22 protein-coding genes and 1 riboswitch are annotated in these 23,349 nt (G+C 44.5%); of the genes, 14 read left to right on the plus strand and 8 right to left on the minus strand.

The window, feature by feature from the left end:
* Positions 1-4 precede the first annotated feature (4 nt).
* Complete coding sequence (locus D829_RS0127510) at positions 5-679, minus strand: VOC family protein (protein ID WP_017692129.1); 675 nt, start codon at positions 677-679, stop codon at positions 5-7.
* A 21-nt stretch (positions 680-700) separates the two neighbouring features.
* Complete coding sequence (locus D829_RS0127515; protein WP_017692130.1) at positions 701-1,582, minus strand: LysR family transcriptional regulator; 882 nt, start codon at positions 1,580-1,582, stop codon at positions 701-703.
* Positions 1,583-1,750: 168 nt separating this feature from the next.
* Here D829_RS0127515 and D829_RS0127520 point away from each other — a divergent pair, with 168 nt between their 5' ends.
* Entirely contained in the window at positions 1,751-2,932 is a 1,182-nt protein-coding gene (locus D829_RS0127520; protein ID WP_017692131.1) for an MFS transporter, read from the plus strand.
* Positions 2,933-2,969: 37 nt separating this feature from the next.
* Here D829_RS0127520 and D829_RS0127525 read toward each other — a convergent pair whose 3' ends face one another.
* Positions 2,970-3,983 (minus strand): YafY family protein, encoded by a 1,014-nt coding sequence (locus D829_RS0127525; RefSeq protein ID WP_017692132.1) that lies wholly within the window; start codon positions 3,981-3,983, stop codon positions 2,970-2,972.
* Positions 3,984-4,070: 87 nt separating this feature from the next.
* On the opposite strand from D829_RS0127525, the gene D829_RS0127530 reads away from it, so the two are divergent.
* From D829_RS0127530 to mmuM, 7 genes are all read left to right on the plus strand, one after another.
* Entirely contained in the window at positions 4,071-4,514 is a 444-nt protein-coding gene (locus D829_RS0127530; protein ID WP_017692133.1) for a VOC family protein, read from the plus strand.
* A 466-nt stretch (positions 4,515-4,980) separates the two neighbouring features.
* Positions 4,981-5,901 carry a methyl-accepting chemotaxis protein gene (locus D829_RS0127535; protein ID WP_017692134.1) on the plus strand — a complete coding sequence of 307 codons (921 nt, stop codon included), beginning with the start codon at positions 4,981-4,983 and terminating at the stop codon, positions 5,899-5,901.
* Between the two features lie 149 nt (positions 5,902-6,050).
* Positions 6,051-7,775 (plus strand): spore germination protein, encoded by a 1,725-nt coding sequence (locus D829_RS0127540; RefSeq protein WP_017692135.1) that lies wholly within the window; start codon positions 6,051-6,053, stop codon positions 7,773-7,775.
* Positions 7,776-7,795: 20 nt separating this feature from the next.
* Positions 7,796-8,896, plus strand: coding sequence for a GerAB/ArcD/ProY family transporter (locus D829_RS0127545; protein WP_017692136.1), 1,101 nt, complete (start codon positions 7,796-7,798; stop codon positions 8,894-8,896).
* Positions 8,893-10,095, plus strand: a complete 1,203-nt coding sequence (locus D829_RS0127550) for a Ger(x)C family spore germination protein (RefSeq protein ID WP_017692137.1) — start codon at positions 8,893-8,895, stop codon at positions 10,093-10,095. The genes D829_RS0127545 and D829_RS0127550 overlap by 4 nt, the downstream gene beginning before the upstream one ends.
* A gap of 70 nt (positions 10,096-10,165) precedes the next feature.
* A riboswitch (SAM riboswitch) is annotated at positions 10,166-10,267 on the plus strand.
* Between the two features lie 92 nt (positions 10,268-10,359).
* Entirely contained in the window at positions 10,360-11,772 is a 1,413-nt protein-coding gene (gene mmuP, locus D829_RS0127555; protein ID WP_017692138.1) for an S-methylmethionine permease, read from the plus strand.
* On the plus strand, positions 11,750-12,817 hold the full coding sequence (mmuM, locus tag D829_RS0127560) for a homocysteine S-methyltransferase (protein ID WP_017692139.1): 1,068 nt from the start codon (positions 11,750-11,752) through the stop codon (positions 12,815-12,817). Before mmuP ends, mmuM begins: the two co-directional genes overlap by 23 nt.
* Before the next feature lie 156 nt (positions 12,818-12,973).
* Here mmuM and D829_RS0127565 read toward each other — a convergent pair whose 3' ends face one another.
* The 4 genes from D829_RS0127565 to D829_RS0127580 all read right to left on the minus strand — a co-directional run bounded on the left by D829_RS0127565 (position 12,974) and on the right by D829_RS0127580 (position 16,097).
* Positions 12,974-14,146, minus strand: a complete 1,173-nt coding sequence (locus D829_RS0127565) for a PQQ-binding-like beta-propeller repeat protein (protein ID WP_017692140.1) — start codon at positions 14,144-14,146, stop codon at positions 12,974-12,976.
* Positions 14,147-14,179: 33 nt separating this feature from the next.
* Complete coding sequence (locus tag D829_RS0127570; RefSeq protein ID WP_152417161.1) at positions 14,180-15,325, minus strand: hypothetical protein; 1,146 nt, start codon at positions 15,323-15,325, stop codon at positions 14,180-14,182.
* A gap of 92 nt (positions 15,326-15,417) precedes the next feature.
* Positions 15,418-15,651, minus strand: a complete 234-nt coding sequence (locus D829_RS0127575) for a hypothetical protein (protein ID WP_017692142.1) — start codon at positions 15,649-15,651, stop codon at positions 15,418-15,420.
* A gap of 143 nt (positions 15,652-15,794) precedes the next feature.
* The gene (locus D829_RS0127580) at positions 15,795-16,097 is read right to left on the minus strand and encodes a response regulator (RefSeq protein ID WP_017692143.1); all 303 of its coding nucleotides are present in this window, start codon (positions 16,095-16,097) and stop codon (positions 15,795-15,797) included.
* Positions 16,098-16,507: 410 nt separating this feature from the next.
* On the opposite strand from D829_RS0127580, the gene D829_RS0127585 reads away from it, so the two are divergent.
* Genes D829_RS0127585 through D829_RS0127600 form a run of 4 tightly spaced genes read left to right on the plus strand, consistent with a single transcriptional unit; the run spans position 16,508 to position 20,264 of the window.
* Positions 16,508-17,353 (plus strand): transporter substrate-binding domain-containing protein, encoded by an 846-nt coding sequence (locus D829_RS0127585; RefSeq protein ID WP_017692144.1) that lies wholly within the window; start codon positions 16,508-16,510, stop codon positions 17,351-17,353.
* Positions 17,354-17,368: 15 nt separating this feature from the next.
* Positions 17,369-18,703, plus strand: a complete 1,335-nt coding sequence (locus D829_RS0127590; RefSeq protein ID WP_017692145.1) for a CapA family protein — start codon at positions 17,369-17,371, stop codon at positions 18,701-18,703.
* Between the two features lie 50 nt (positions 18,704-18,753).
* Positions 18,754-19,512: an amino acid ABC transporter permease gene (locus tag D829_RS0127595; protein ID WP_017692146.1), complete on the plus strand. Its 759-nt coding sequence runs from the start codon at positions 18,754-18,756 to the stop codon at positions 19,510-19,512.
* The gene (locus D829_RS0127600) at positions 19,512-20,264 is read left to right on the plus strand and encodes an amino acid ABC transporter ATP-binding protein (protein ID WP_017692147.1); all 753 of its coding nucleotides are present in this window, start codon (positions 19,512-19,514) and stop codon (positions 20,262-20,264) included. Before D829_RS0127595 ends, D829_RS0127600 begins: the two co-directional genes overlap by 1 nt.
* Before the next feature lie 178 nt (positions 20,265-20,442).
* Here D829_RS0127600 and D829_RS0127605 read toward each other — a convergent pair whose 3' ends face one another.
* The gene (locus D829_RS0127605) at positions 20,443-21,273 is read right to left on the minus strand and encodes an AraC family transcriptional regulator (RefSeq protein ID WP_017692148.1); all 831 of its coding nucleotides are present in this window, start codon (positions 21,271-21,273) and stop codon (positions 20,443-20,445) included.
* 197 nt (positions 21,274-21,470) lie between these two features.
* On the opposite strand from D829_RS0127605, the gene D829_RS0127610 reads away from it, so the two are divergent.
* Together D829_RS0127610 and D829_RS0127615 are read left to right on the plus strand one after the other, a co-directional pair.
* Positions 21,471-22,247 (plus strand): sugar phosphate isomerase/epimerase, encoded by a 777-nt coding sequence (locus D829_RS0127610; protein ID WP_017692149.1) that lies wholly within the window; start codon positions 21,471-21,473, stop codon positions 22,245-22,247.
* A 59-nt stretch (positions 22,248-22,306) separates the two neighbouring features.
* The gene (locus D829_RS0127615) at positions 22,307-23,326 is read left to right on the plus strand and encodes a Gfo/Idh/MocA family oxidoreductase (RefSeq protein WP_017692150.1); all 1,020 of its coding nucleotides are present in this window, start codon (positions 22,307-22,309) and stop codon (positions 23,324-23,326) included.
* Positions 23,327-23,349: the final 23 nt, after the last annotated feature.

The raw sequence follows: 23,349 nt of genomic DNA on the forward strand, positions 1-23,349 counted from the left end.
TTCTTTAATTAGATACAATGGAGTACAGGCCGTACTGTAAATGTAGACTACCGGTCTGCTCCGTTTCAACCTTAACCTCCGTAGCAAATACACCGGGCATACGCCCGTCTGGGAACCAGGGCTTCTGTTTATCAATGACAATAAACATGCCTTCTGCATCACCCGTGGGGGAGAATTGTTTTCCGTCTCCGGCAAATGGTTCAAGTTGATAATGCTCATTCAATGTGTTCATCGTCTCAGGAACATCATCGACAGGCAGACCGATTTCACTAATGCATAACAGATGCTTCACTTCAAAAGCTTCATCAACTGCATTATCGAGTGAATGGTGAGCGATGAATTCCATCAAGTTGCCGCTTGGATCATAAAAATAGAAGGCTGTTGCATCCCAGTAGGGGAAATAAAATTCATCCTGTCCATCTTTCGAGAGCAATGGAATGTTACGGTCTTGAGCCCACCTTTTCGCATCAGCAAGTTTATTCGTTGGAATCGTAAACGCTACATGATAGTATGGCTTCTCTTGTTCTGGCGCCTTCTTGAAAGATAGGACCGAGTTCCCCACACGAAATGAAACGCATGTTGTACCATCCTCCACAAGATCCAGTTCCAGTAGTGTACCGTAAAACTCTTTTATGGCCTCGACCTGATGTGTCAACAAACCAACTTCTCTTATTATCATTTCATTATCCTCCTTTTAATCTCACCTTTGATTGAAATACTCGATTGTCTTCTCAATAAATGCCTTGGCCGATTGCGTCAGGTAACGGTCGGACCGATGGATGATCTCAAAGTGTCGGTATGGCGGATCGTCTGTAATTCGGATGCAACGTAGCGTGGGCTCATTCATGGCTTGGATCAGAGGATAAGGCAGCAGTGTTCCACCGACGTTGGCTTTGACCAGGCTAATGATGGAGGTTGCCGAACTGGTCTCCATGATGGTATTTAGGGTAAAGCCATATTTACGGCAATAGCCGTCGACCAATTCCCTTCCTGTAAATCCTTCGGGAAACATCACCGTTTGGATATCACGCAGCTCCTGAATTTCAATTGTGCTTCGTTCAGCCCAATCATGATTCTCGGAAACGACGAGTACATATTCTTCACTGCACAAAGGAATGCGTACAAGCCGCCTATCAGGGGCAGACGTGATCTCGATGCCGATGTCGACTTCATTGTCCAACACTTGATTCACGACATAGATCGAAGAGATAACCTTCAATTGCACCTTGGGGAATCGGGCATGAAAATCAACAAGCAGTGGAGTGAGACGGTAATCCAAATCGGATGGAAGGACACCAATAACCAATCGTCCCCGCTGATCATTCCGGAATTCAGCTAGCGCATCCTGGGTATTCTGTAAATGCCGGATCATCTGTACACAGTGCTCCAGAAACAGAGTCCCTGCCTGGGTCATCACAATCTTTTTGCCGACGCGGTCAAACAAAGGAACACCAAGTTCATCTTCCAACCCACGTATTTGTTGACTCAACGTAGGTTGAGATATGCCAAGTTTCTCAGCTGCCCGTGTAAAATGAAGCTCCTCACACACTGTAATAAAGTTTTCCATCTGACGAATCTCCATGAGTTCACCTCCAATCATTGGTTTTAGTAATCATTTTAATAGAAACAATAGTATTGTTCAATCATTATATTAAATCTATACTTAATCGTGCAACACTCAAAGATCCTGACATTAACAAATAGGATCTTTGGTGAAGGCAAGAATACTACTCCCATGAGGTGATTCATAATGAAACTTTTTTATATTGTATTGGCGCTTATTCTGGCTTCACTGAACTTAAGACCACCGATTACTTCCATTTCTCCTCTGATGAGTACCATACAGAATGATCTGGGTTTGAGCGGCATGACCGCCAGTCTGTTAACTACACTACCGGTATTATGTATGGGCATATTCGCTCCATTCTCTGTAAGACTAAGTAGAAGGTGGGGGAACGAAGGTGCCATTGTACTGGCTTTAATCCTTATTGGGATAGGTACGGGATTACGATTGTTCGTAGGTGCAACTCCGTTGATGATGTTCACTTCTTTTCTGTCAGGTGTAGGGATTGCATTGGCAGGGCCGCTGTTGTCCAGCTTCATTAAGCAGTATTTCCCTAACCGAGTGGCAGCCATGGTGGGCATCTACTCTACAGCAATGGTGATGGGGGCCAGCATTAGTGTGGGATTATCGGTTCCGCTTCAGCAGACGTTGGGTGGATCTTGGAGAGGTTCTTTGGCTACATGGGCATTACTCGCAGCCATTGCATTGCCAATCTGGTTAAAATTAGCTTGGTCTGCGCGTACAGAGCGGCAAGCCGGACAAACTTCGGCTGTAGTCCATGCACCACTTCCGGTGAAGAACAGGCGTGCATGGGTGCTGACACTGTTCTTCGGACTGATGGCCGCGATCTTCTATTCATTAACCGCTTGGCTTGCGCCAGCCATTCAGAGCCATGGATATAGCCAAGAGACTGCTGGCAACATCCAAACGTTATTTACATTGATATCACTGCCCTCAACGTTATTCATTCCGATGCTTGTACACCGATACCAAAGACGTGTCTTCTGGCTTGTTGGATGTGCGATGTTGGAGTTAATAGGTGTCCTGATGCTGAATCTCTCTGTCAGTCCGTGGCTCGCGGCGATCCCGCTCGGTATTGGTGCAGGTGGACTGTTCCCGATTGCACTCATGTTACCGATTGATGAGACAAACAATGCTCAGGAAGCTAGTAGCTGGTCCGCTATGACTCAATCTGGTGGCTACATTCTTGGAGCACTTGGACCGCTGGCGATTGGTTGGCTCCGCGATCTAACAGGCAGCTTCGTGCAAGCATTTTATGGTTTGGCTATCATCATCGTGTTGCAGATTATCGTTCAATTGGCTATTGGCAATAAAAAAAGTTTAAAAGTTAGCCAGGAGCAGAGCTAAAAGGCATGTAAAGTAAAATGGATATAAAATATGATCTTTATACATGATCTAACAAGTCCAGATAGTACTGCCTTAATGCTTTCTGTAAGATGACGGGCTCTATAATCTTAATCGATTTACCATAGCCCGCAAGATATCTCACTATGAAATCAAGTTCGTGAGGTTCGTACGAACCGACAAGATACATGTGTCCCATCTTCTCGATGATCTCCATAGATGGGAAATGTTCTTGCTGGAATAGCTCAATCCCGGCTTCATCAATCAGACATTTGAATGGAATTGCTTGTTCCGATGGTTTCCATAGAGATTGGGCATCCTGTGCATGAAGGTTAATAACATGAGCGAAAGGTTCAATGTCGGGTACTTCGGCTGAAATGATCCGGTCGCAGCGGAATACACGATACGCCTGTTTATTCAGATCATACGCCTGGCAATACCAGTAGCCTTTCCTCGCATAGAGCGCGATGGGTTGAATGGTGCGGATATTGGTGTTAGATGTACGAGATGATGGATCTGATTGCTCAGAATAAGGAAGGTTCGCAGGAGATGGCCTTTGATCAGTAGTTCTCCGCTGATCAGGATACGTAATCTGGATCACTATATTCTGCACAGCAGCCATCAACAGAAACTCCAAATGCGCACTATCGCGAATCTGCTCCGTATGTTGAAAGGATACCCGGTGTTGGATGTTCTCAATATCCTGTCGTTGCTTGTCGGATAACGCGCTCATAAATTTCTCATGTATGGTCCGGAAAGAGACCTGAAAGGGTAAGCTGGAGAAGCTGCGGAGGGCCTGCATCGCAAAATAAAGGGCATGAAGCTCACCCGTATTAAACGAAATGGGAGGCAGCTGCATCTGCTGCAGCAGTCGATATCCGCCGTAGCGTCCATATTCGACATAGATGGGCGCACCTAACTCTTCCAATGAAGCGATATCTCTTAACGCGGTTCGTTTGGAGATCTGGAACTCCTGCATGAGATCTTGCAGGGTGAACTGTTGTTTTTGATTAATAAAGCGCAGCATCTGGTTCATGCGTTCTGATTTTTTCATATCGAACCTTCTTAATGGTGCCACAGATTGGCACCTTTCGTTGTTATAGTGATAAGTGTAATCCAATAGGAAAAAGGAGGCAATATAATGAATTTTGAAGTGATACCATTTTTGTCGATGAACGGGGATGCGGCGGAAGCCATTGCTTTTTATGAGCAGTTTCTGGGTGCCAAGGTGATATTCAAGAAAAGTTATAAAGAGATGAAGGAAATGAACCCGGGCTTCGAGTACCCTGCCGGTCAAGATGAGTATATTACACATTCGGTGCTGGAGATTGGGGTTAACAAAGTCATGATTGCGGAAGAAGCAATGGACACGGAGAGAGCATGGCAGCTTGGAAACAGCACGTCACTATGTATTCAATCCAAGGATAAAAATACAATCGATCAACTGTATCATTCTTTGGTGCAACATGAGGGCGTGAAGGTACTGGTACCTTACGAACAAAATGAATTCAGCCCAGGTTATGGCATTGTGCGGGACCCGTTTGGCATTGCGATTCAGCTATGTGTGACGGTGTACGATTTTTGAAATGGATTTAGAACCCCGGGTACGCTGATCTCCTATCCTGCGGGCATTCAGTATCCGAATCACAGTGGAGCGAAGCGCTGGACACCACGAAAAAAATAATAAAGATGAGACTGTATAAGAAACAGGACGATGCACGACAAATCGTCCTGTTTTTCTTGTATATAGGGGCTAAACGGTTACTAAAAAACAGAAAAAATGTTACAAATACAGAAGTGTATACTTCTTTGCTTTATGTTACGATACGTAAAAGTAGATACAGAGATATTTTACGGATGGGATAAGCCATTGCCAGCGGATGAGGTGCAGCAGATTTTCTTTTAAAAATAAATGACAACAGGTGATCCAAAAAGCTGCAAATCGGGTATCAATAGTAGAGTCATTAGAACCTGATGGATACATATGTTGTTATGATCGTTTTTACTAGTTAAAGGCTGTCTATTATGGAATGAACTGTGGGGGTTATCAAGTGTCTATATTAGATATGGAAAAGAAAGATGTTGTCACCGATGCAATGGTCATCAAGGCGATGGAGAAAAGTCTTGCTATTATTCGATTCGATCTGGATCGGCGGGGAACCTACGTGAATGAAGTCTTTGCCCAGACGATGGGATATACGGTAGATGAGATGTATGGCATGAAGCATCAGCAACTATGCTTCGGTCAATTTGCGAATACCCCGGACTATGATGCTTTTTGGAATAGCCTATTTAATGGTGTCAGCTTTCAGGACAAGGTTGAACGCAAGGATGCAAGAGGGAATTCCGTATGGCTTGAGGCGACATATATGCCGGTGTACGATGAGACGAATCAGAAGATACTGGGTGTCTCCAAAATCGCCACCAACATTACCAACCGTCAGAACAACATTTCGGTCGTAGTGAATGAGCTGAAAACGATGTCTCATGAGCTGAATGGGCAGGCAGATGTAGGGATTGAACGCAGCCAGGAATTAATGTCCAGTATCTCCTATATCTCAGAGGTGTCGACTTCTAACCGTGCAACGTTGACTCATTTGCAGGAACAGGCTGGATCGATTCAGGGCGTGGTACGAACGATACGTGAGATTTCGTCGCAGACGCAACTGCTCGCGTTGAATGCTGCCATTGAGGCTGCACATGCAGGAGAATACGGACGAGGATTCGATATCGTGGCCAAGGAAGTTAAGAAACTATCCGCAATGGTGGAGAGTTCGATTAATGAGATTCGTGATAGCGTTACCGGAATAACAAAGGAGATTGGTAATATCACAGGCGGTACCAAAAAGGTAGAAGAATATGTCGAGCAGAGCCAGAAGCAGATTGAGATCGCATTGAATGATTTTACAGCAATTGCTGCCTCAGCTCACTTGTTAGATACCAAAGCGGAGCATGTGACCAGAATCGTATAACAATATATAGTAATAGCGGTTCCTTACACAGGAACCGTTTTTTTGTCGTTCAGTACTCAAAAAAACGGGAATTATTGTGATCAAACGGGGACACAATACTTGGGAATACCTGCAGCTTTGTCATGCAGAGAAATGTTGGGGTGAGGGTGATGTGGTCAAAAATCGTGTCATACATACCTGAGGGGTCTGTGTGGTTTCAAGCTTTTATGGTTGTTGTTGTGCCTATCTTCATCTTTATGGCAACCCGTTGGTTTCATAATTCCGTAAAAAGAGGAAGCTTCAGCAAGAATAATCATCATAGCATGGAGAAAACAAACAAATCATTGTCTGATATGAGTGAACAGGGTCAGCAAGCGGAAACGGGGAAATATGCCAATATTAAGCTTACTGGAAACTATGCTACGGATCTGATCAGTTCAAGAGAAACGTTTGGTAAGAATGCTGACGTACATATCCGGGAATTTACTATTCGCGGCACGAATACATCGGTTGCTGTCATGTATGTTGATGGTCTTGTGGATCAGGATATGATTGATGAACATCTGATCACACCACTTATGTTACGAGGTGTACCGGAACTGCAGCAGGCTGGTTTCTTGCTTCCGGAAAACGCACATCTTCTCAAGGATTATTTAATCAATCACATGTTGCCCGTTAGTCAGGTGCAGGAAACCCAGTCTCTGCAGGAGTTAGCCATAGGTGTACTTCTTGGCAAAAATGCGCTGCTGGTAGATGGTCTGCCAAGCGCTCTGTTAATCGGGACTGCCAAAGGGGAAACCCGAAGCCCGGAGGAGCCTTTGTCGGAGGGATTGCTGAGAGGCCCTCGTATTGGATTTACTGAAGAGTTAAGTGACAATACAGGTATATTACGTCGGTATGGAAGCGAACAAAGTCTGTTTATTGAGAAGTTTGAAGTAGGTGAACGGATCAAAAAGAATCTGGCGATTGCTTATATAGAGGATATTGCGAACCCTGAACTTGTAGAGGAAGTCCGGAAGCGAATTCAAGCGATGAATATGGATGCGATGCTGGAATCGGGGTATGTTGAACAATTGATCGAAGATAACACTCTGAGTCCTTTTCAGCAAGTGCTCAATACAGAAAGACCAGACCGTGTCATGGGTGCATTATTAGAAGGAAGAGTTGCTATTTTGCTGGACGGAACTCCATTTGTATTGGTTGTGCCCGTAACCTTCAGTATGCTGCTACAATCACCGGAAGATTATTATGAACGATGGATTCCAGGTACGTTTTTGAGAATTCTGCGTTTTGTTTCGGCCATGCTGGCATTACTCGCACCCGCACTATATATTTCCTTCATTTCGTTTAACCCAGGGCTCATTCCCACTAAGCTAGTGTTAACGATTATTGAAACGAGAACCGGAGTGCCATTCCCTTCCATTATTGAAGTGTTAATTATGGAGTTGTCCATTGAAATTTTGCGGGAGGCAGGGATACGTTTGCCCAAACCGATTGGTCCTGCGATGGGGATCGTTGGGGGTCTGATTATTGGACAGGCGGCAGTTCAAGCGGGAATTATAAGCCAATTTTTAGTGATTGTAGTTGCCGTTACAGCCATATCTTCTTTCACTATTCCGGTCTATAGTGCGGGACTCACGCTGCGCATTTTGCGCTTTGCTGCTATGTTCAGCGCCGCAGTGCTCGGATTGTTTGGAGTGGTCATGTTCTTCCTGCTTGTCTGCACCCATGTTGCAAGACTCACCAGTTTTGGGGTGCCTTATGTTGCGCCGGCTGTACCTTACAGTTTCAGGGAATGGAAAGATTTTGTTATTCGTGCCCCTCTCAGCATGATGAGATTACGTCCGGATATGACGAAACCGATAGATGAAGACCGAAAACCAAAAGAATCCTAAAGGCATGGAGGTGAAAAGGAATGAACGGCTCCCAAGGAAAGATTAGCACCACACAGGCGGTCGTGATTATCGTTAATTACATGTTAGGCGCCGGAATACTGACCCTCCCCCGAACGACCGGTGATGCAGTCGGAACCCCTGATGTATGGATCTCGATTATTCTGTCCGGGCTGATCATCACAGGAGTCGGACTCATTATGGTCACCCTATGCCGAAGATTTCCGAAGAAAACGGTATTTGAGTTCACTCGCGAGATCACAGGAACATGGGTAGCCTACATTCTGGGACTCGCAATCATCCTGTACTTTATGGTGATTGCTGCATTCGAAATCAGGGTCATGGCCGAAGTTACCGGGATGTATCTGCTTGAACGGACGCCCAACTGGGCAATTGTGATGGTCTTCATGTGGATTGGCATCTATCTGATCACGGGTGGATTGGCTGTCATTGTGCGAGTATTTGAGATCATTTTGCCCATTACGTTGATTATATTTGTCATTGAAATCCTGCTGGGTAACCAACTGTTTGAGATCAATAATCTGAGACCGGTGCTAGGTGAGGGGATTATGCCGGTTCTCAAAGGACTCAAGCCTTCACTCCTGTCGTATACGGGCTATGAGGTGATGTTCGTCATGACTGCCTATATGAAAAATCCGAAAAAAAGCAACAAGGCAATGATTTGGGGCATCTTCGTATCCACGATAGTCTATCTAATTACGGTTGTTATGGTTGTGGGCAGTTTGTCTCTGGATGGCATAAAAACCAGGACCTGGCCAACGCTTGATCTGGTAAGAAGCTTTGAAATTCAGGGGTTGATATTCGAGCGTTTTGAATCCCTGTTACTGGTGATCTGGATTATGCAAATTTTCTCAACATTCACCATTACTCATTATTGCGCTTCGGTTGGGATTCGTGATCTTTTTCGTACGAAGAAGATGCAGATTATTATATACAGTCTGGTACCGTTCATTTATATCGCGGCGGTGATGCCCAAAAACGTGTATGAAACCTTTGCATTGGGTGACATGTTGGGGAATGTATCCGTGTTGTTATTCGGCATCATGCCTCTGCTGTTATTGCTGCTAAGTCTTATTCGAAAAAAAGGAGGGAGGTATGTATGAAAGGGGTACGTGTCTTTTTACGCATCATCATTGTCTTGTCACTTCTCCTGATCATATCCGGATGTTGGAGCAGCCGGGAAATTGAGGATCTGAGTGTTTATGTTGGTCTTGGGATTGACGTTGCGCGGGAGACACGCTTTGAGAAAGATATCGCCTCGAAGGGAGGTTCATATTCCAAGGAAAACAACGTGACAACAACGGTACAAATTGCTCCAGGCAATTCCAGTTCCCAAAAGAGTCAACAATCCGGTTCCCCTGCTTCGGGTAAGACCTCATATTCCAATGAACAGCTCACAGGAGACTCGATGCTGCAAATCTTTCGGCAGTTCGCTCTACGACGGGATCGTCCACTCATAGGACACCATCTGAAAGTTATTGTGATCTCCAAAGAAATATCCAAAAAATATGGCCTGGATCAGTTACTTGATTTTGTGCTGCGAGATAATGACATTCGTCCCAATTGTCTTGTTCTGGTTAGTCACGATCGTGCTGAAGACGTACTCACTTCACAGGACCCCTCACAAATTCCGGCGTTTTATCTTACGGGTATCACCAAAAATTCGTACTTGACCAGCAAAATGCTGGAACCGATGACCCTGGCCAAACTGGATGCAAAAATACAATCGGGTGCCAGTTTCCTTTTACAAAATGTGTTGAGTTATGATGGAGAGGACAAATTTTCGGGTGCCAGCATTTACGATGGGAAAAAAACGAAATTTATCGGTGAGCTTAGTCAGACCGATCTGGAAGGTCTTGCATGGGTCTTGCTCAAAAAAAGTGGAGGCGTGTTAAAGACACATAACAAAGAAGGATTTACCGTTGTATATGAAATGAAGGACAAAAAAACAAAAATAATTCCAAAGGTCAAAGATGATGAAATTTCATTCCATGTTCAAGTCGAATCCAAAGGTTGGATGATGGAGGATTGGAGTGAGCCTGAAAGAGAGGAAAAGGGAGCTTACCTCAAGGAACTGGAAAATGATTTTTCTGATATGGCGGAACAGCAAATTCGTCAGGTCCTATACAAGTTGCAGCATACCTACAAAGTAGATGTTGGTGATTTTGCAGAGATCTTTCGAATAAAGTACCCTAGAAAGTGGAAAGAGCTCGAGAAGGATTGGGATAAAATTTTTAGCACCGTGCCGATCACGTATGAGGTAAAGACCACCATCACCAATCCGGGTTCTTCCACCGAATAGCGAGGTGTGCCATTTATTATTTAAATGTTGACACATTCATGATAGATCGCTATATTAGTAAAAAATCATTTTCTTATCCAGAGAGGTGGAGGGACTGGCCCTTAGAAACCTCAGCAACAGATCTGAAGGATACTGTGCTAATTCCAGCGGGTGAAAGCCTGATAGATAGGAGCGTTTGTTTTTATTTGTCAGTAACGGCGCACTCTTTAGGAAGAGTGGGTCTTTTTTGTTTTTTCTGGATGAAGAAGTAGGGGAGCAGCAGGTATGGAGAACAACAACGACAAAGGGCATTTCCAGCGGAAAATGCAGGCACGGCATGTGGTCATGCTCTCTCTCGGAGGAGTCATTGGAACGGGATTATTCCTCAGCTCAGGTTACACCATTCAGCAAGCGGGACCACTGGGAACCATTCTGTCCTATCTGATCGGAGCCATCGTTGTATATCTGGTGATGCTCTGTCTTGGTGAACTGTCTGTTCATATGCCAGAGACGGGAGCATTTCATAGTTATGCAGCCAAATATATCGGACCGGCAACAGGTTACACGGTGGCTTGGTTATACTGGTTAACCTGGACTGTTGCGCTTGGCTCCGAATTCACAGCCGCCGGATTGCTGATGCAGCGCTGGTTCCCATCGGTAAACGTATGGATATGGAGCGCGGTTTTTGCACTGATGATCTTTCTGTTCAATGCATTAACGGTAAAATTATTTGCGGAATCCGAGTTCTGGTTCTCATCTGTGAAAGTAGTTACTATCGTAATCTTCATTATTATCGGTGGCGCAGCCATGTTTGGGTTCATTCCCATGGCGGATTCTGAACCGGCTCCATTTCTATCGAATATTACCGCATCCGGGTGGTTCCCTCATGGGGCTACAGCGATATTGATGACCATGCTTGCTGTAAACTTTGCCTTCTCAGGCACCGAGTTAATCGGCATTGCCGCCGGTGAGACGGAGAACCCGGAAAAGACGATACCAAAGGCTATTCATACAACGCTGTGGCGTTTGATTATTTTCTTCATCGGAACGATTATTATCTTGTCGGCCTTGCTGCCCATGTCGGATGCCAGTGTACTGGAAAGTCCGTTTGTAGCGGTAATGGAGCGGGTGGGTATACCCTATGCAGCAGACATTATGAACTTTGTTATTCTGACGGCGATTCTCTCTGCTGCCAATTCAGGCCTGTATGCATCTTCACGGATGCTCTGGTCTCTGGCTGACAAAAGAACGATCTCTCCGTGGTTTGCCAAATTGACCAAAAGCGGGGTACCGCTGAATGCACTTCTGATTAGTATGGTGGGTGGTGCGTTGGCATTGCTGTCCAGTATTATTGCGCCAGGTACGGTGTATATTACGCTGGTTTCCATTTCAGGTCTGGCTGTCGTTGCGGTATGGATGAGCATCAGTGCCTCCCAATACATGTTCCGCAGACAATATATCCGGGAAGGACATGCGGTCAAAGATCTGGTCTACCGCACACCGCTGTATCCGGTGGTACCGATTGTTTCATTTATATTATGTTTGGCTTCATGCATAGGTATTGCCTTTGACCCGACACAGCGGATTGCGCTGTATTGTGGGGTTCCATTTATCGCAGTATGTTACGCCGCTTATTATCTGACAGAACGTGTGAATAAGAAAAGAGGACAAGTACATGACGCAAGCACAACAGACTAACCCCATAGAACAGATCCTGCGTGAACATCCGGTCATGATTCTGGATGGAGCGTTGGCAACGGAACTCGAACAGCATGGATGTGATCTGGATGATCCACTATGGTCGGCTCGTGTGTTGCTTGAGAATCCGGATGTTATTGTTCAGGTCCATGCCGATTATTTTCGTGCAGGAGCCGACTGTGCAATTACATCCAGTTATCAGGCGACGGTGGATGGTTTCCGCAAGAGAGGGGTTGGTGAACAGGCAGCACTGGAGCTGATTCGCAAGACGGTGGAACTGGCAGCACAGGCGAGAGATGACGTATGGACGGAAGTGCAGAGTGGTTTAGTAGGGAGAGAAAGCTCGACAGGTCAGCTTGTAGAAGCTCCTTCGGTACGTGCCGAGACGGTGGAGAATGAGGAGCATATAACAGATCGTAAAGTGGATCGCGAAGCAGACAGTCTTCGTCCACGTCCAATTATTGCCGGGTCCGTTGGACCGTACGGCGCCTATCTGGCGGATGGTTCAGAGTATGTGGGACATTACGGCGTGTCGGATGAGACACTTGCTGCATTTCACCGTCCGCGTATGGCGGCGCTGATTGAAGCGGGGGCTGACATTTTGGCGTTTGAGACGATTCCTTCCTTGCAGGAAGCACAGGTGCTGGTTGATGTACTGAAGGAGTTTCCTCATGCGTATGCCTGGTTATCTTTTTCTTTAAAAGACGGGACAAGCATCAGCGAAGGCACACTGCTTGAAGTATGTGCACAGACGTTTGGCTCCGAGCCGCAGATTGCTGCAATTGGCCTGAACTGTGCTCCGATGGAAGTGGTGACGGAAGCCGTAGGTATTCTGAGTCGTGCCAGCGACAAACCTGTCATTGTCTACCCGAACTCGGGTGAGACGTATGATGCAGTGACGAAGACGTGGAGTGGACAGGGTACTTGTGGCAGCATGTTTGATGCTTCGGAACAGTGGGTTGCTGCGGGCGCGAAAATTATTGGCGGCTGTTGCCGTACTACGCCCCATCAGATTGGTGCACTTGCGAAGAAATGGCGGAATTAAAAGACTTGATGTAGAGTTGTACCCCGAAAAGCTAGAGATACAACCAAATATGAAGAAGCCCTCACGACCCATTACTGGATTGGTGAGGGCTTCTTCAGTGTGATTTAGCGTTAACATCAACATGAGGACATTCCTCTTCTGATGCTTCTGATTATGCTATTTAATTAACTGAGTGCTAACTAAGGTCCGACCTTCGTCACTCAGGATGTACAGACCGGTTGTGTTATTTAAAAATAGAAATTCCTTTTCAAGATCAAATTCTCCTTTCTTGTAGGTGAACAGAACCTTCAGATTACTTGCGTCCATAATAACAAGTTCGTCATTGCCATTCTTTTTAGCTGTAAACATAAAACTTGTACCATCAACTGCCATATGAAGAGGCATCCAATAGCTGTTATAGGTGGTTGGTATCGGCAGATATGTCTTCTCAGCGATTAACTTACCCGCAGATGAATATAATTTAAATCGTTTATTTTTAGCATCCACAAACAAAAAACGATCCTTCAATGCAACAATTTCTGTTGAATAATCAATATAAGGAAGTTCTTTTGTCCATCTGATTTTCCCCGTACTGTTGTATGCTTTTAGCGTCATCATTTTTTTGTGAATACTATAATGCAACAATGTATCATCGGATAGACCCATAATCTGGTTATATCCTTTTCCGCCAGCAATCGTTTTTATTTTTTTTCCTGTAGTCAGGCTGCTCATGTAGAAATCGGGATGATCACTAAATTTTTTGCCGAAGATCACATTTCCTGTAATCTGTTCAATTAAATATGGAACCTTGAACTTTTGGATTGAATTTCCTTTTGTATCGTAATAGTAGAGTGTACTACTTTTTGAATCGTCAGCGTGCATAACCACATACAAACTTCCATTCTCTCTTGGATAGGCTGACTCAGGTCCGTAGTATCTCAAAAAATCTTCTGGCGGCCCGGGCAGAGGTGCTGTCCAACGGATTTCACCTGTGGCTATATGCTTGGCACTGACTTGATTATCGGCAAAAATAAACATATATCCATCATCGGAAAGTGTGTACTCGTTGTCCGTTGGAATGGACCAGAGGAGTTTCCCCGTTTTGGCATCTACACTGTCGATATAATAATCATTATTCTTGTTTACTTTAGTTACGAGCAGACTTTCATTCCCCATGGCATCTGTAACACTCTTCATTGAATATGAGCTTGTTGCATTCTGTCCACCGTTGGTAATGTCATACCCCCATTGCAATTGCAGCAGATCTTTAGCCAGAGCTGGCTCGGATGGGATTGCAAGGAAGAAGCATAGGCTAGCTATAAGCCAATAGTTGATTCGTTTTAAACTCATGATGGGTAGACTCCTTATGTAATGTTCTCTGGATTATGGAAGTAACTGATACTTTCTTATCATCTGCCCGTCGGGAGGCAGGAAAAATAATTCATTTTGCTTATTGAGGAACAATTCATCTCGATTAAACTTTACATCGTTCCAATCGTTCTGTGACACCCGATAGAGCTCTCTCAGATTATTTGAATCTCTAATCACGAGTTCTATTCCCTGTTCAGTGTATTGTATGTACATAAAACTCTGTAAATCGATTGCCATTTTCAGAGGGCTATTTGGCTCACCTTGCATGTAGAAGGGATTTTCATTAACTCCTGTAATGAATTTTCCATCTGAACTCATAAGCATGATATTGCCTGCGGTTTGTTCCAGATACAGCACACGATCATGGATGATAAATATCTCGGGAGGCCCCTTTTTAAAAGAAAAATCATACTTCCATTTCAAAGCTCCCGTAGGCGAGTATGCCCTCAGCTCAAGTTCACGGTTATTGATAAACTTCCGGGTTATTAGGGTTCCATCGTCCGTAACCCTATTCCCGTAGGGCAAGGTTGTTTCATTGGTCAGCACCGTTAGCTTCTTACCTGTAGAAAGATCAAAAACGTGAGTATACGGACTTTTGTTGCCTGGTTGACCTAAAATAAAATTGCCTTCTATTGTGTAGTATTGCATGTAGGGGAGAATGAACTTTTTGCTTCGGTTTCCCTGTTCATCATAATAATAAAGAGTTACATATTTGTTTTTGTGATAAGTGAAAGAATAAGCTGTTCCGTTTTTGGTGAATTCTGAAGACCGACCTTCACGAAAGTAAGGGTTTATTGAGGACCATATCGGTTTACCGGTTGTCAGATCCGAGACCGTAATAATATCATCAAATCTTCTTTCATAGTCATCAGTCTCAGCGGGTTTGAAAGTATACATGTAACCATCCCTAGTTAACCCATAATCAGATTCTGGCTTGGACCATCGGATGTCCCCGGTTTCACCACTAATGTTCTCCACATATATGAGGTCCTCATTCACAACCTTTCTCACCAGAATGTTTAGGTTGCCGGACGAATCCAGTCTGAAGTAATGCGGAGTGAATCCATCCCCCCATTGGCCAGAATCGACCTGCTTGACCCATTCAAGCTGTGGCACGGTCTTGGCTTTAGCCGACGCTGAGGGTGTGTCTACTGACAACAATCCTAGACTCAGGATGCTGATCCACAAACAAAATCGAATACAAAACCATTTCAAAATAAACAGCTCCTTAAGAAAGATCGAGGTCAAACTTAATCTGGACCTACCGTTTCATTTTTAATATCCTGCACCAACCGTATGATCTCCGCAACACCTAGTAACAATAGTCCTGCTATAATACCGTTCATCATAACTGGAAGAGCCAAAGACCATTGAAAGCCATTGAACTCATTTTGCCCAACGAGGATACCGGCAATAATGGATAGAATGATGCTAATCCAAGCTATCCACTTCAACAATTTACTCGTTTTATTTTTGTTGTACAAAGAAATTAACTCCTTTACCATAGTATGCCATTAAGTCTATCATATCTATCATTGCTAGGTATATAGGACTATTTTTTTGTCGGATTTAGAGTTTTGTTGAAATATATTGTCATGTGTTTTAATGTCTGTCTGCTGTATGTTATTCAATGACAAAAATGCGTGGGGATGCCTGACGAATCACCTTGGATGATCTCCAGGAGCCAAAAGCTGCTGATGGGGATATTGTTGCGCCTTCTGATCTCTCCACAGACCTCGATTCCGTCCATGTCCGGAAGCATAATATCCAGAATGATGTAGTCTGGTTGAATAAGCTCCATAATCTGAAGTCCATCTTGTCCAGTGGCTGCCACGGCGGCTTCATATTGATTTTTGGTTAAATAATCTCGCAGAATGCGCGAAATATCTGATTCATCCTCGATGATGAGGACTTTGCGTTTAGAGTTCATTCTGATCGCGCTCCAGTAAAAGGATAATAAGCTAAGGCCATGACTGTAATTATGTATATCCTTAGTTTATGTCATTTTTAGTTATAGAGGAATCAAGTTATTGGTTTAGCTATTTATTTTGTTTAGGAAAGTATGATAACTTCTCATTAAATTAATAATACCAATGTATTGTTCCGATATTTGATAAAACATCACATTTGGAATGACAAAATGACAAAGATCAGCAAGGAAAATATGAATGATCAGAAGGGTGATCTCTTGTTCCTTGATCGGCATTGGCAGTTTCAGTAATACAGTAACGGTTTACCTTGACACAGTATATATAGCGTGACATAATACATTTCATACTAAATTACTATGTTAAGTTGGACATCGTATTTTTTCCGTTGATAAACGAGGGGGCAGTTAAAATGAAAAAGAAATTTTTGCCGGTTGTTTTTGTATTATTGTTAGGGGTTGTCATTGCAGGTTGTGGAAACAAAAATGAGACAGGCTCAGGAGCAGAATCCGGTGCAACACCAGGCCAAAAGACGATTGTAGCTGGCACGAGCGGAGTTAGCAATCCGTTCAGTTATGATAAGGACGGCCAATTGACGGGATACGATGTTGAAGTCATGAAAGCTGTTTTTGAAGGTCTTCCTGAATATAAGTTGGAAGTACAAGCTATTGAATTTGAAGGCATTTTGACTGGCCTTGATAATGGACGTTTCCAATTGGGCGCAAATAATTTCAGCTCCAACGCAGAAAGACGCAATAAATATGATTTTTCTTTGCCTATCATTGAAAATGCAAATGTGTTTGTTGTTCGCAAGGACGATAATACACTTAAATCGATAGAAGATCTCAAGGGCTACAAAGCCGTGACTGAAGTAGGGAATTCCGGAGCAACGCTACTTGAAAATTATAATGCGGAACATGCGGATGCCAAAGCGGACATTATGTACACCGAAGAAAACTTCGTTAAGCAGTTTGAAGGTATTGAAGCAGGACGATACGATGTAAGAATCATTTCTCGCGTTTCTGCTGAAAAGGCGATTAAAGAGCATGGCTTTACCAATTTGAAGGTGGTTCCGTTCTCTACTGAAAATAGTGATCCAGGCTCTTACCTTCTGTTCGCCAAATCCGCTGACAGTACACTGCTCGATGCAGTGAACAAGAGAATCAAAGAAATGTACAACGATGGAACGTTGCTGAAAATTAGCGAAGAACAACTTGGTGGCGATTATCTGCCTAAGAAAGAACTAATGGAGCAATAAGAAAAGGGTGATTGTATGAAATTTATCGTTACAGGGGATGCGTTATTTTCCAGTCGTAATGTAGATAAAACCATGGACCCCAATCTGTTGTCCCTGTTGAAGGGAGCAGATGAGGTCTTTACCAATGCGGAATTTGTCACCCCGCGAAAACATACAGCTCCGGCGGCAGGCCGGGGTTATCAGACGAGTGTACGTCCCAATACACTGGATGAATTCGGACGTTTGAACATTCGTTATGTCGGCTTTGCCAACAACCATACCGGTGACTATGGAATAGAAGGACTTACGGACACCCTTGAGGAAGCGGAGCAACGCGGGCTGATTCCTCTTGGGGTGGGCATGAGTCTGCATGATGCACGTAAGCCGGTTTTTATTGATACAGCAGATGGACGAATTGCTATCATTACGATAGGTGTGACACGAAGCGAAGTTTTCGCCGCATCCAATCCGGGGAATGGCGTTCCCGCACGTCCAGGTCTGAATCCGCTTCGGTGGTCACGCACGTACGTGGTTAACGATCAGGACTTCGAGGCTCTGAAGGGTATCAGTGAACGAATCGGTATCGCCGCAAGCATGGAAGTAGGCAAACGGATTGAGACGTTTAAGAGCAAGTCCGAGAATCATTATGAGTTCGGATCGTTGTTTGAAGGGTATCTGACCTTTGAAAAAGGCGAGAACCCGCGTGTCAAAACGACAGCGCATGAACAGGATCAACAGGACATCTTTGAGACCATTCGTGACGCTAAAGAGCGCAGTGATTTTGTTTTTGTCAACCTGCATACACATGAGGGAGAGAATGAAGACTGGTATTCCGATTATCCTGCTGCATTTATCGAAAGTTTTGCTCGTGGAGCTGTGGATGCAGGAGCTCATTGTGTATTCGGGCATGGTGCCCACTTTACAAGAGGTGTAGAACTTTACCAGGGACAGCCGATTTTCTACAACATTGGCAGCTTGCTCATGGAATTTGAGGCAGGAGAATCGATTGTTTCTCCGGAAATGTTCACTGCCTATGGTTATGAAGAGAACGAGTCTCCGTCTACACTGCACAAGAACAGAACAAAAGACAGTGAAGGGAACTGGCAGGGCTTCTACAGTGATCGGAAGTTCTCGGAGAACTTTGTAATCTCATTTGATCTGGATGTGGAGCAGCAGAGGTTTGATTATGAATTGATCCCGATTGATCTCCAGCTGACTCATTCAACCGTGACCAAGCGGGGGTTGCCTGTGCTCGCATCTGAAGAGGCTACATCGTCTTTGCTTGATAGGCTGAATACAGTGAGCAAGGACAGATATAATACCGAAATTGTACGCCAAGGCGAACGTATAACCGTTAAAGAGTGGAAGTAATTCCACTTTGACGGTCTGTGGAAAATGAACGTGGAAGGAATGTAAACTTCATGGGAGAGATTTTTGATATCAACGCGGTGTTCACATCAATTCCTCGTCTGTTAGAGGTTCTTCCTGTGAGTCTGCAAATCACTGCTATTTCAATGATCGTTGGTCTTGTTTTTGCTTTGTTATTTGCGATTATTCGCATGAAAAAAGTCCCTGTTCTGAGTCAGCTTGTCACTGTCTTTATCTCGTTTATACGAGGAACACCAATTATTGTACAGTTGTATCTAACCTATAACGGGATTCCGTTGTTATTAAAATTCATTAATCAACAGTACGGGACAGACTACAACATTAATGCTGTGCCTGCTATGCTTTTTGTTTTGGTTACTTTCGCATTTAATGAAGCTGCCTACAATTCGGAAACGATTCGTGCTGCTCTACAATCGGTGAATAAAGGACAGATCGAGGCTGCCGAATCGCTGGGCATGACCTATCTTCAGGTTTTGAGAAGAGTCATCGTTCCTGAAGCGCTTGTCGTTGCGATTCCACCGCTTGGAAATGCATTGATTGGTTTGTTAAAGGGAACGTCCTTGGCGTTTGTTGCCGGAGTTATCGAAATGACCGCACAAGGGAAAATTATTGCCGGAAGCACGTTTAGATTTTTTGAAGTCTATCTCGCTCTTGCAATTATCTATTGGGTCATGACGATTATCATTGAACAAATTCTTCGATATCTGGAGAAGAGATTCTCCATTCCAGACCCGGTTCAACAAACGATCAACGGAGGCGGTTGGTTTAATTGGGGAAGGAGGGGCATCTGATGATTAAGGTAAACCATTTGTCCAAGTCCTTTCACAGCAATTTAATCCTTGACGATATTTCAGTTGAGATTGAAAAGGGAGATGTTGTGGCTCTAATCGGTTCGTCAGGCGCAGGCAAGTCCACCTTTTTGCGTGCGTTGAACTGTCTGGAAACAGCGGATCGAGGTACGCTGGATCTCGAAGGGTTCAAGATTGATTTTAGTACGATTACCAATAAACAGCGGCTGGAGCTCCGGAAGCAAACGGCGATGGTTTTTCAGCACTTCAATCTATTTCAACATCGAACTGCGCTAGATAATGTCAAAGAAGGCTTAAAGATCGTCAAAAAAATGAATGATCGTGAAGCTACGCAACTTGCCAAAGAACAGTTGGAACAAGTAGGGCTTTCCGAACGGAGTCATTATTATCCGAAGCACTTATCTGGAGGCCAACAGCAACGTGTTGGGATCGCTCGTGCTCTTGCGATGAAACCTAAACTGTTGTTGCTGGACGAGCCAACCTCTGCTCTGGATCCGGAACTCGTGGGTGAGGTACTGCAAACCATCAAAAGAACAGCGGCTACGGGTCAAACGATGCTCCTTGTTTCACATGAGATGAGTTTTGTATATGAAGTAGCGAATAAAGTTCTCTTTTTGGATAAAGGGAAAATTGTTGAAGAAGGGACTCCGGATGAGGTATTCAATCACCCTAAATCGGAGCGGGCAAAAGAATTCCTTCAAAACTATTTCCGTAACAAAGGTGATAATCGCTGATGCGAGCCTTAATCTGTAAGCCATGATTGGACGCTCAAACGTTATTTATGGATAGCGAACCAATGGGCATTCTTTAAATATAAATAACACCTTGGGCAGACACGATATGCGTGTATTGACCAAGGTGTTATTTGTATCTATCGTTTCCTGAAGTGTGAGAGTATCTTATATAGCATCCTCATACATGCTCCAGATCATCGCTAGGCTCATGCTGCTTGGATTTGAGATACTCCGCCGGAGATACACCGAAGTGAGCCCGGAATACCCGGTGGAAATAGGAGTAACTTGCAAAACCGCAAGATTCCGCAATATGCTCCAGTGTCATTTCACTGTATTTCATTCGTTCCAGCGCCGCATTCAGACGGATCTCAATCGCATATTGAATCATGGTCTGATTGTAGTGCTCCTTAAATAAACGGACTGCACGTGACAGGCTGAGGCCCGCATAACGTGCCGCTTCCTCAAGCTTGAACGTAACCGAGGCATGTTCCTCAATAAAACGTTTTAACTTCAGCGCAGAGGACACTGCCCGATCGGTCTGAATATTCTCTTTAATTGCCCGGTCGATATACAGACATAATCCGCGCAGTAACGCATCCTTTAGCTCCGCATTTTCCTCAAGAGGTCCGCGACGTTTCTCAAGTAACATATTTCTCCACAGGCTGATGAGCTTGTCATCCAGTCCAATTCGGCTCACGGTAGATCGATGCTGCCGTTTCCACCAGTTCTCGATCCAACTGCCCTCGCAGAACAGATAATAATCTCCGCTGGACAAGCGTCCTTCCTTATGTGGTTCATCGACCACGAGATGATAATCGTCGCCAGGCTTGAGCAGCAACAAATCCCCGCTAGTCATCCTGAATTCTTTATCCTGTACATACACTTTGCACGAGCCTTCGGTCTGCAGACGGAACAGATAGGTTTGCAGCTCGCCCTTCATATTATGAGTGAACGCTTTATAGTGGTATGAGTAGTCACAGATCAGTACAGATGTCTCTAACGTATCCAAAGATAAAATCCCCCAATATGTACATCCTGCATGCATTCAAATGGGTACATTCAATAGATGCAAAATGATGGAAATAAAAATTGACCAGATAGTTCATGTTCTGACTATATTGTATATGTTCATTCTAGCCTGTTTTACGTTAGGATGATACCAGATAGAGCAATGAAAGCAAATTTGAGAACAGAGGTGTATCCTACATGAAAAAACTTAATATTGGTTTGCAATTGTTTACACTCCGTGATGAAACTGCAGCAGATTTTCGTGGTACGTTGCGTAAGGTAGCGGCCCTTGGATATGAAGGTGTGGAGTTTGCCGGATATGGCGATATTCCAGCTGAGGAAATGAAAGCGCTACTAGATGAACTTGGACTGAAAGGATTCAGCAGCCACGTTTCATTACATGCGATGCGCGAAGACTTGCAAAAACAAATCGATTACCTGAAAACAATTGGTGCACAATATATCATTTGTCCTTACCTGATGCCAGAAGATCGTCCTGAGAATGCAGAAGGATGGACCAAGCTATTCGCTGAGTTACAACAATATGGAGCTGAAGCTGCGAAACAAGGATTGATCTTCGGATACCATAATCATGACTTTGAATTCCATGGTCAGGTTGGGGATGCGAATGCCTTTGATGCTATGTTCGCTCAAACGACGACGGAAGCGGTAAAAGTGGAAATGGACGTATGTTGGGTACAATTTGCGGGACAAAATCCGATCGAGTATATTAATAAATATGCGGGCCGCTTGCCGCTGCTTCATCTGAAGGACTTCAGCAAAGACGAACAGGGCCAGATGAAAACACTAGAACTTGGACAAGGTTCGGTTGACTTGCCAGCTGTTATTAAAGAGGCTACAAATGCAGGCGTGGAATGGCTGATCGTGGAACAGGACGTATGTCAGAATCCACCGCTTGAGAGCGTATCCAACAGCTATAACTGGCTGAAAGAAAACTATCTGAACCAGTTCTAAGTGCATCATCAAGCTTAAACTAAAAACGTTAATCTATTTGTCAAAGGAGACTTATGTACATGAGTAAAATTAAAGTTGCTGTATTCGGCTGTGGAGCCATTGCCGAGCGCAGACATATTCCAGAGTACGCTGCCAATGAGAACGTAGAACTTGTCGCTTTTGCCGATCCGATTGTGGAGCGTGCGGAGAAGATGGCCGAGACTTACGGTGGTAAAGCGTACTCCAGTTACGAAGAGTTGCTTGCAAATGAAACCGTTGATGCCGTTAGTGTGTGTACACCAAACTATCTGCATGCCCCAATGGCGATTGCTGCTGCAAATGCAGGCAAGCATGTATTGGTTGAGAAACCAATGGCAGTATCTACTGAAGAAGGCGAGCAAATGATCGAAGCTGCCAAGAAAAATGGCGTGTATTTGATGGTTGGACACAACCAGCGTCTGATGCCTCCTCACGTAAAAGCAAAAGAAATTCTCGACTCCGGCAAACTCGGTAAAGTTCTGAATTTCCGTACATCGTTTGGTCACCCAGGTCCGGAAGGATGGAGTGTGGACGGAGCTGAGAGCTGGTTCTTCCGTAAAGAAGAAGCTATTATGGGCGCTATGGGCGACCTGGGCGTGCACAAATCAGACTTTATCCGTTACTTGCTGAATGATGAAGTATCTGAAGTGGCTGGTTTTATCAGCACACTGCATAAGGAAAATACCAAAGTGGATGATAACGCGACTTGCCTGCTGCGTATGAAGAGCGGTGCAATCGGTACGCTGGTAGCCAGTTGGACTCAATACAGAGCTGGAGACAACAGTACGGTTCTGTGGTGCGAGAACGGTGTTATGAAGATCGGAACAGTGGAAGGCGATGAAGTTATCGTTGAACTGACCAACGGTACGGTGGAGACGTACAAAGTGGGTGCTATGGCTACCAATGAAAAACAAGTGCCGAGCGGTGTAATTGACGCCTTTGTGGAATCCATTGTGACTCAAACACCTCCAGCGATTTCTGGCGAAGAGGGCTTGCGTTCCCTGCAAGTCATTCTGGCAGCATTCGAATCCGAGAAGACAGGTCAGATCATTAAGCTGTAATCGTGATTATGAGATAGCGTTCT

The organism is Paenibacillus sp. PAMC 26794, from assembly GCF_000316035.1.
Taxonomy (GTDB): Bacteria; Bacillota; Bacilli; order Paenibacillales; family Paenibacillaceae; genus Paenibacillus.